The organism is Roseobacter sp., assembly GCF_024639605.1.
Taxonomy (GTDB): Bacteria; Pseudomonadota; Alphaproteobacteria; order Rhodobacterales; family Rhodobacteraceae; genus Roseobacter.
In genome coordinates this window covers 1-8,575 of sequence record NZ_JAHEHZ010000049.1, presented here as the reverse complement: position 1 = coordinate 8,575, position 8,575 = coordinate 1, and the positions used below count along the sequence as shown (strand labels likewise).

The following is an 8,575-nucleotide window of genomic DNA, read 5'->3' as shown; positions in this document are numbered from 1 at the left end:
CTCCTCAGCTACACCCGCTTGTACCGCCGCAGGTGTTGCACTTCATGCAGGTGCCGTTGCGCACCAGCGTGTAGTTGCCGCACTCTCCGCAGGCCTCGCCTTCATAGCCCTGCATTTTGGCCTTGGTGCGCGCATCCATTGAGACGGATCCGCTGGCCACGGCTGTGGTTGTTGTCATAGTAGCGACCGCGCCGGTGGTCGCTTCGAGCGGGGCGAGCCCGTCGAAGGCTGTGGCCGGCACTTCCGCCCCGCCCTGCAGCACCACCAGTTCCTGCGGCAGGCGGTTGCGCAGATAGCCTGTCGAGCTGATCTGGCGCAGCACCTCCAGCGAGCGTGTCGCCGCTGTCTCGGAGATTTCGGAGACGTTGCGCACACCTTCCTCTTCGCCGCGACCGATGGTGTCGAAGCTTGCCCCCTCGGGAGCGACATGCGCCAGATCTGTACGGTCGAGATAAGAGACCGCCAGTTCGCGGAACACATAGTCGAGGATCGAGGTCGCGTTCTTGATCGTCTCGTTGCCCTGCACCATGCCGGCAGGCTCGAATTTGGTGAAGGTAAAGGCATCGACGAACTCTTCGAGCGGCACGCCATACTGCAGACCGACCGAAACCGCGATGGCGAAGTTATTCATCATCGCCCGGAAGCCAGCACCCTCTTTGTGCATGTCGATGAAGATCTCACCAAGGTTGCCGTCCTCATATTCGCCGGTACGCAGGTACACTTTGTGTCCGCCCACGATGGCCTTTTGGGTGTAGCCCTTGCGGCGCTGAGGCATCTTTTCGCGGTGCGATTTGACGATCTCTTTGACGATGATCTTCTCGACCACTTTTTCCGCCAGCACGGCGGCCTTTTCAGTGACCGAGCCGCTTTCAAGGATTTCCTGCGCGTCCTCGTCGTCCTCGACGAGCGATGCGGCCAGAGGCTGGCTCAGCTTGGAGCCGTCGCGGTACAGCGCGTTGGCTTTGACACCCAGCGACCAGCTCAGCTCATAGGCGCGCTGACAGTCTTCGATGGTGGCGTCGTTGGGCATGTTGATTGTCTTGGAGATCGCGCCCGAGATGAAGGACTGTGCCGCGGCCATCATGTGGATGTGGCTGTTGACGCTGAGGTAGCGCTTGCCCTTCTTGCCGCAGGCGTTGGCGCAGTCAAAGACCGGCAGGTGCTCGTCCTTGAGGAAGGGCGCGCCTTCCAGGGTCATGGTGCCGCAGACGTGGTCGTTGGCCGCGTCAATGTCCTTTTTGCTGAAACCGAGGTGGCGCAGCAGGTCAAATGTCGGATCGTTCAGCTTTTCGGTTGGAATGCCCAGAACCTGCGTGCAGAACTCCTCGCCCAGCGTCCACTGGTTGAACACAAAGCGGATATCGAAGGCCGAGGCCAGGGCCGCATCCACCTTGGCCAGCTCATTGGCGCCAAAGCCGTGACCCGCCAGTGTGGTGTGGTTGATGCCCGGCGCATTGCCGATTGTGCCGTGTCCAACCGCGTAGGAGACCATTTCCTCGATCTGTGCCGAGCCGTACCCGAGCTTTTCAAGCGCTGCAGGCACCGACTGGTTAATGATCTTGAAGTAGCCACCGCCGGCGAGCTTCTTGAACTTCACCAGCGCGAAGTCGGGCTCGATGCCGGTTGTGTCGCAGTCCATGACGAGGCCGATGGTGCCGGTGGGCGCGATCACTGAGACCTGTGCGTTGCGGTAGCCGTGTCTTTCGCCCAGCTCGAGCGCCAGATCCCAGGACCCGCGGGCCACGTCGATCAGCGTCTCGTCGGGGCAGTTCTTATAGTCGAGCGGCACCGGTTTCACGGCGAGGTCTTCATAGCCGCCCGCCTTGCCGTGTGCAGCAGTGCGGTGGTTGCGGATCACCCGCAGCATATGTCCGGCGTTGTTGGCATAGCCCGGGAACGGGCCAAGCTCGCCCGCCATCTCGGCAGAAGTGGCATAGGAGACGCCTGTCAGGATCGCGGTGAGCGCGCCGCAGAGGGCACGGCCCTCGTCGCTGTCATAGGAGTAGCCCATGTTCATCAGCAGACCGCCGATGTTTGCATAGCCAAGACCCAGCGTTCGGAAGTCGTAAGACCGCTGCGCGATCTCTTTGGACGGGAACTGCGCCATCAGCACGGAAATCTCCAGCGTCACGGTCCACAGACGCGTGGCGTGCATGTAGTCCTCGACCTGGAAGGTGCCGTCCTGCAGGAAGGTCAGCAGGTTCATCGACGCCAGGTTACAGGCCGTGTCGTCAAGGAACATATATTCCGAGCAGGGGTTTGAGCCGCGGATCGCGCCGTCTGCCGGGCAGGTGTGCCAGTCGTTGACGGTGTCGTGATACTGGATGCCAGGATCGGCACAGGCCCAGGCGGCGTGGCCGACCTGCTCCCAGAGATCGCGGGCTTTGACCGTTTTGGTGACCGAACCGTCGACGCGGCTGATCAGTTCCCAGTCGGCGTCTTTCTCGACGGCGGTAAGGAAGGCGTTGGTCACGCGGATCGAGTTGTTGGAGTTCTGGCCGGAGACTGAATTATAGGCCTCGCTGTCCCAGTCTGTGTCATAGGTCGGGAACTCGATCGAGGTGTGGCCCTGCTTTGCGTAATCCAGCACGCGCTTGACGTAGGTTTCGGGGATCGAGACCTTTTTGGCGTCGCGCACGGCCTGTTTGAGGGCCTCGTTCTTTGCCGGATCATAAGCGTCAGCCTCAGCACCGTCCCACATGCGGATCGCCTCGAAAAGCGCGTTAAGCTTTTGCTCGTGCATTTTAGAGCCGGCGACGATGGAGGCCACTTTCTGCTCTTCAATGACTTTCCAGTTAATGAAATCCTCGATGTCCGGGTGGTCGGCATCGACGATGACCATTTTGGCTGCCCGACGGGTTGTCCCGCCTGATTTGATGGCACCCGCCGCGCGGTCGCCGATTTTCAGAAAGCCCATAAGGCCCGAGGATTTGCCACCGCCGGAGAGCTTTTCGCCCTCGCCGCGCAGGGAGGAGAAGTTGGTGCCGGTGCCGGAGCCGTATTTGAACAGACGCGCTTCGCGGACCCACAGATCCATAATGCCGCCGTCGTTGACCAGATCGTCAGAAACGGACTGGATGAAACACGCGTGAGGCTGCGGATGCTCGTAGGAGGATTTGGATTTTGTGAGCTTGCCGGATTTGTAATCGACATAATGGTGGCCCTGTGCCGGGCCGTCGATTCCGTAGGCCCAGTGCAGGCCGGTATTGAACCACTGCGGAGAGTTCGGTGCGGCGCGCTGGCTGGCCAGCATGTGGCGCATCTCGTCAAAGTAGGCCTGCGCATCTTCTTCGGAGGTGAAGTAGCCGCCCTTCCAGCCCCAGTAGGCCCAGGCACCGGCGAGCCGGTCAAAAACCTGCTTGGAGGAAGTTTCGCCGCCCATGGAGGCGCCTTCAGCAGGTACCGAGCGCCACAGGAACTCTGGCACGCCCTTTTCTTTTACTTTGCGTGTCGCGGTCGGTACGCCGGCTTTGCGGAAATACTTCTGCGCGATGACGTCGCTGGCAACCTGGCTCCACGTGCCCGGCACTTCCACGTCATCAAGGCGGAACACAATAGTGCCGTCCGGATTGCGGATTTCTGATGCGGTGGTGATAAAATCCAGCTCGGCGTAGGCGTCCTGCCCGGCTTTGGTAAATCTGCGTTCAATTTTCATTTTCGCTGCCTCGTATCCAGCTTTTCATCTTCAGAACCACACCGTCATTGCGGCGCCATCCCAGCCTCCGCCGATAGGACCGGACAATATGTACCGTGCCCGGTGGTCGCGTTCCCCGCACCGCCGTCTTCGGTATCAGATCGATATTGGTGATCGTCTGTTGCCCCTGTCCCGTCGATCCGCCCTGAGCGTTTAACCACTACATGTTGTGGCGAGATCGTCGGCCCCCACAAACTGACGTATATCGCCCTGTCTGGTCAACGAATTTTTTGCACTTTTTCCGAAACAATGACCCTTGACGCAGGTATTGTTTTCAGCAGCCACCGAAATTGTCTGATTCAGATCAGTGACGCTACGGTAGGCTTCGCTGCAGAGCGGGTCATTTGTCGTTTTCCACCGGGGCCGATTTACCGAGTGCATATGATGGCTTACGGAAGATACCTGAGGTAGCGCCCGGAACAATCTGCCGTCGCCCCCGTGCGGGCCGGCGCGGCCAGGCGCTCGCGGAAAAAAGAACGCGCACCCGTTAATACTATTCACGCAGTGTTACATATTTGTGTTGCGGAGCGCTCAGCGCAGAAAATCAACTCACCAGATATGACGAGGCTGGCGAGATGATGCAGGAAAAACCACAAGATGTTGTAGCTGCGGTCAGGCGTTCGGGGGGCCGGGTTACGGGGATGGCAACTGTGAGTCGCAACCACTGACTGGCACGCAGCTTACCCCGGAAGACACTTAAAATACGCCGTGACCTGCCGGCACCGCGTCGCTCTTTCACAGATTTAACGAAAGTGGTCGGAGCGAGAGGATTCGAACCTCCGACCCCCTGTACCCAAAACAGGTGCGCTACCAGGCTGCGCCACGCTCCGACTGCCGCCTCCTTAGACCGCCGCGTCTGATTTGAAAAGCCCTAACAGGGCCAGACAGCATCACCCTGATCAAATGACGGGTGCCGGACAGAACTGCCTTCGCTGATCCCCATCCGTTTGGCCAGACCGCCATTGATCTCGAGCACATGTGTCAGCCCGTCGCCTCCCGGGATCGGCGTTTCATCCAGCGGAACGGCACGGTGATGAATGTGCTGCACCCGGCCTTCAGGATCGATGAAGAGCATATCGAGCGGGATAAGCGTATTGCGCATCCAGAACGACAACTGCTGTGGCCGCTCGTAGATAAAGAGCATACCGGCAGAGAGAGGCATCGACGGGCGGTGCATCAGGCCCTGCGCGCGCTCGCTGTCATTGTCGGCGATCTCGACGGTAAACCGCGCCTCGCCCCAGTCACCGCGGAGCATGACAGCATCCTCACGGCACTGCGCTGCAAGCCCGGTTGCGGTGAGGAGATATAATAATATCGCCAGTGCGCGTGAGCGCATCAGTCGTCGCGGTCCAGCGCGGCTTCCCAGGCAAAAACCTCAGCCGCCATATGGCCGCGCTTGCCTTCAATCACACGCAGCGCCAGCGCCTCGCCTGGCGCAAGATCCGACAGCCCGGAACGACGCAGAACTTCCATGTGAAGAAAAATGTCATCGCGCCGGCCGAAAACATTGGCAAAGCCGAAGCCCTTGCCCTTGTCGAACCATTTTACCCGTGCAGGCTCAAGCGGTGCTGCGGCCACCACGGAAGGGTCAAGGGCTGCGATATCCGACAGCCCGACTGCATCGCTGGTCTCGGGGGGTTGCAGGGCCAGCACCTGGGTCGCCTGAACACCGCGATCTGTCTGCTGGATTTCCAGTTCCACCCGGGCGCCGTCCGCCACTGAGCTCTGCCCGAAGTTGCGCAGAACATTCACATGCAGCAGTATGTCAGGCCCGCCCGCGTCCGCGACTACAAACCCGAACCCTTTAACCGGATCGAACCATTTCACCATTCCGGATACGGATCTGGATATGTCTGCGGTTTCGTTCACTCGGTGCATTCCCGCCATCGTCGGAGACTTTAACATAATCTTGCGCGATATGCCTTTCCCGGATCAACCGTAAATACTGTCGCTGATGAATTAAACCGCTTGGTACAGACGGAATCACGCTTCCGCAAGTATCACAGAATTGTGACAGGGTTTTTTATGCATCCTATGCGTGTAGTATGTCCGAATACATACTGACTTCACTCCTGTCCTATGGTTCGCGCACAGAATCTGTGCGGCCATAAACAGGGTGAGTCGCTAAGTTGTTTTACTCTGCGGAATATTAGGGATTGAGGCGGGTGATATCCCAGCCGGCATCGGCCGAGGTGCGGCGCCAGACAAACCGGTCATGCAACCTGAAATCGCCATCCGCCCAGAATTCGATTTCCAGCGGCACAATCCTGTATCCTCCCCAGAACGGTGGCCGTGCGGGGTCCGTACCGTGCCGTGCGGTGACTTTGGCAACCTCTGCCATCAGCGCTGCCCGCGACGACAGCGGTTTTGACTGATCCGACGCCCAGGCCCCCAACCTGCTTTTGAGCGAGCGGGACGCATAATACTCATCCGCCTTTTCACCGTCCTCCCGGCTCACAAGGCCGCGCACCCGGATCTGACGGCGCAGAGATTTCCAGTGCAGAACAAAGGCCGCCTTGCCTGCCGCATCAATTTCGCCCGCTTTGGCACTGGTATAGTTGGTGTAGAATACGAAGGCGTCAGCACTGATTTCTTTGAGAAGCACCATGCGGGCATTGGGCAACCCGTCAGGATCAACCGTGCTCAGCGCGATCGCATTGGGGTCGTTCGGTTCGGTCTTTTCAGCCTCTTCCAGCCACGCCCGCGCCAGAACAAAGGGGTCCTCGCCCGCAAATTTACCTGTTCTCTTTTCCATCGGTCTCTCCCCGGGATCTGTCGGTGCCCAACAGGTGGCCGGAACGCACCAAAGGTCAACCCCGGTCGCAGGGTCTCTTGATGGCACATGCGCAATCGCTTATTCAGCGGGGCAGCACGACTGATTATACATTGTGAGGGCTCCATGGGAAATGATCTGCTGGCCGGTAAGCGCGGACTGATAATGGGGCTTGCCAACGACAAGTCGATTGCATGGGGTATCGCCAAAGCCTGTGCCGACGCGGGCGCGGAGCTCGCGTTTTCCTACCAGGGCGAGGCGCTGAAAAAACGTGTGGGCCCGCTGGCCGAACAACTGGGAAGCGACACGGTTCTGCCCTGCGATGTGGGCGATGAGGCTTCGATGGACGCGCTTTTCGACGCGCTGAAAGAAAAATGGGACAGCCTCGATTTCATCGTGCATGCCATCGGATTTTCCGACAAAAATGAACTGCGTGGCCGCTATGTTGATACCAGCCGCAGCAATTTCGCGATGTCGATGGATATTTCGGTGTATTCTTTTACTGCCGTAGTGCAGCGCGCCGAAAAGATGATGAACCCCGGTGGCTCCTGCCTGACGCTCACCTACTATGGCGCCGAAAAAGTCATGCCGCATTATAACGTGATGGGTGTCGCCAAAGCGGCGCTTGAGGCGTCGGTGCAGTACCTCGCCGAAGACCTCGGCAAGGACGGTATCCGCGTCAACGCCATCTCCGCCGGCCCGATCAAGACGCTGGCGGCTTCAGGCATCGGCGATTTCCGCTACATTATGAAGTGGAACGAGTATAACTCGCCCCTGCGCCGCAATGTGACCATCGGGGATGTCGGCAAAGCGGCTCTCTTTCTGCTCTCTGATCTGGGCTCCGGTACGACCGGCGAAAACCTGCATGTGGATGCAGGCTACCACGTGGTAGGCATGAAAGCCGTGGATGCGCCCGATATGAGCAAGGAATAACCCCCAGGTGAGCCCCGACAGCCTCATTGCGTTCAACATCGTGCTGGCAGCAGCCATCGCCAGCCCCGGGGCCGCGCTGCTTTATTTCATAAAAACCTGTGTGAGCGCAGGCCGTGCTGCTGGTATCGCCACAGGTGCGGGCCTCGGGCTCGCGGCCTCGCTCTGGACGCTCGCTGCTCTTGTTGGTCTGGAAAGCGTCTTTTTCATCTTCCCCTGGGGCTATACCGCGCTGAAAACTGCCGGAGCGCTCTATCTCATGTGGATCGCCGTACAGACCTGGCGCCACGCGACAGCACCGCTGCCCGAAACGACCCGGCCGCACGGGCGCGCCTTCCTGTCGGGCCTTATGGTGAACGCAGGCAACCCCAAATCCATGCTCTTTGCCGCCGCCGTGATCGTGCTTGTTTTTCCCCGCGGCCTCGCCCCCGGAGAGATCGCGCTCATCGTGACCAACCACCTCCTCCTCGAGATTGCCTTCTACACGCTCTTTGCACTCCTGCTCTCCGGCGCACCCGCGCGCCGCGGCTATCTCAGCGCCAAACCCCTTCTGGACCGGATCGCCGCCATGCTGCTCGGCGCCCTCGGCCTGCGACTGCTTATCGAAAGGTAGCCCATGAGCACCAAAGACCCTGCCCGCCTGCCCCATGAAAAAGGCTTCCATATCAGCTGGGACCAGATCCACCGCGACAGCCGCGCTCTGGCCTGGCGTCTTGACGGCCAGGGCCCCGATAACGGCGCCTGGCGTGCTGTTGTCGCCATCACCCGCGGCGGCATGGCTCCTGCGATGATCGCCGCCCGAGAGCTTGATATCCGCACCGTCGATACAATCTCGATCAAATCCTACGACCACCAGAAACAGTCCGATGCCCGCGTGCTCAAAGCCCCGGACACGGACCTGATGGGTGACGGCACCGGCATTCTGATCATCGACGATCTGGTGGACAGCGGCAAAACCCTTGAAGTCGTGCGCGAGATGTACCCGAAGGCGCATTTCGCCACCGTCTATGCCAAACCCAAAGGCCGCCCCCAGGTCGACACTTTCATCACCGAAGTCAGCCAGGACACCTGGATCTTCTTTCCCTGGGACATGGCACTGCAATACGTCGAACCCTACCGGGGTACAGACTGACACAAGCCGCCGTTCTCTGGCTTAAAAATATCCCCGCCGGAGGCTT

At 59.7% G+C, this 8,575-nt stretch carries 7 protein-coding genes and 1 tRNA gene; 3 read left to right on the top strand and 5 right to left on the bottom strand.

Annotation, left to right across the window (positions count from 1 at the left end; genetic code table 11):
* Nucleotides 1-4: 4 nt before the first annotated feature.
* The 5 genes from Q0M35_RS08490 to pdxH form a co-directional block, all read right to left on the bottom strand.
* Complete coding sequence (locus tag Q0M35_RS08490) at nucleotides 5-3,655, bottom strand: vitamin B12-dependent ribonucleotide reductase (protein ID WP_295314132.1); 3,651 nt, start codon at nucleotides 3,653-3,655, stop codon at nucleotides 5-7.
* A 792-nt stretch (nucleotides 3,656-4,447) separates the two neighbouring features.
* Nucleotides 4,448-4,524, bottom strand: a tRNA-Pro gene (locus Q0M35_RS08485).
* 41 nt (nucleotides 4,525-4,565) lie between these two features.
* On the bottom strand, nucleotides 4,566-5,030 hold the full coding sequence (locus tag Q0M35_RS08480; protein ID WP_295314131.1) for a DUF192 domain-containing protein: 465 nt from the start codon (nucleotides 5,028-5,030) through the stop codon (nucleotides 4,566-4,568).
* Nucleotides 5,030-5,572 (bottom strand): cold-shock protein, encoded by a 543-nt coding sequence (locus tag Q0M35_RS08475; RefSeq protein WP_295314160.1) that lies wholly within the window; start codon nucleotides 5,570-5,572, stop codon nucleotides 5,030-5,032. Before Q0M35_RS08475 ends, Q0M35_RS08480 begins: the two co-directional genes overlap by 1 nt.
* Nucleotides 5,573-5,843: 271 nt before the next feature.
* Nucleotides 5,844-6,449, bottom strand: a complete 606-nt coding sequence (pdxH, locus tag Q0M35_RS08470) for a pyridoxamine 5'-phosphate oxidase (protein WP_295314129.1) — start codon at nucleotides 6,447-6,449, stop codon at nucleotides 5,844-5,846.
* A 144-nt stretch (nucleotides 6,450-6,593) separates the two neighbouring features.
* Between pdxH and fabI the strand changes: the two genes are divergently transcribed.
* From fabI to gpt, 3 genes are read left to right on the top strand one after another with little or no spacing between them, the layout of a single operon-like run.
* The gene (gene fabI / locus Q0M35_RS08465; protein WP_295314127.1) at nucleotides 6,594-7,400 is read left to right on the top strand and encodes an enoyl-ACP reductase FabI; all 807 of its coding nucleotides are present in this window, start codon (nucleotides 6,594-6,596) and stop codon (nucleotides 7,398-7,400) included.
* Between the two features lie 7 nt (nucleotides 7,401-7,407).
* Nucleotides 7,408-8,010 (top strand): LysE family transporter, encoded by a 603-nt coding sequence (locus Q0M35_RS08460; RefSeq protein ID WP_295314125.1) that lies wholly within the window; start codon nucleotides 7,408-7,410, stop codon nucleotides 8,008-8,010.
* 3 nt (nucleotides 8,011-8,013) lie between these two features.
* Entirely contained in the window at nucleotides 8,014-8,529 is a 516-nt protein-coding gene (gpt, locus tag Q0M35_RS08455) for a xanthine phosphoribosyltransferase (RefSeq protein WP_295314123.1), read from the top strand.
* Nucleotides 8,530-8,575: the final 46 nt, after the last annotated feature.

Excerpts from the sequence above, each read along its gene's own strand:
- Q0M35_RS08490 (WP_295314132.1), bottom strand. The coding sequence starts at position 3,655 with ATGAAAATTGAACGCAGATTTACCAAAGCCGGGCAGGACGCCTACGCC.
- Q0M35_RS08480 (WP_295314131.1), bottom strand. The coding sequence starts at position 5,030 with ATGCGCTCACGCGCACTGGCGATATTATTATATCTCCTCACCGCAACC.
- Q0M35_RS08475 (WP_295314160.1), bottom strand. The coding sequence starts at position 5,572 with ATGCACCGAGTGAACGAAACCGCAGACATATCCAGATCCGTATCCGGA.
- pdxH (WP_295314129.1), bottom strand. The coding sequence starts at position 6,449 with ATGGAAAAGAGAACAGGTAAATTTGCGGGCGAGGACCCCTTTGTTCTG.
- fabI (WP_295314127.1), top strand. The coding sequence starts at position 6,594 with ATGGGAAATGATCTGCTGGCCGGTAAGCGCGGACTGATAATGGGGCTT.
- gpt (WP_295314123.1), top strand. The coding sequence starts at position 8,014 with ATGAGCACCAAAGACCCTGCCCGCCTGCCCCATGAAAAAGGCTTCCAT.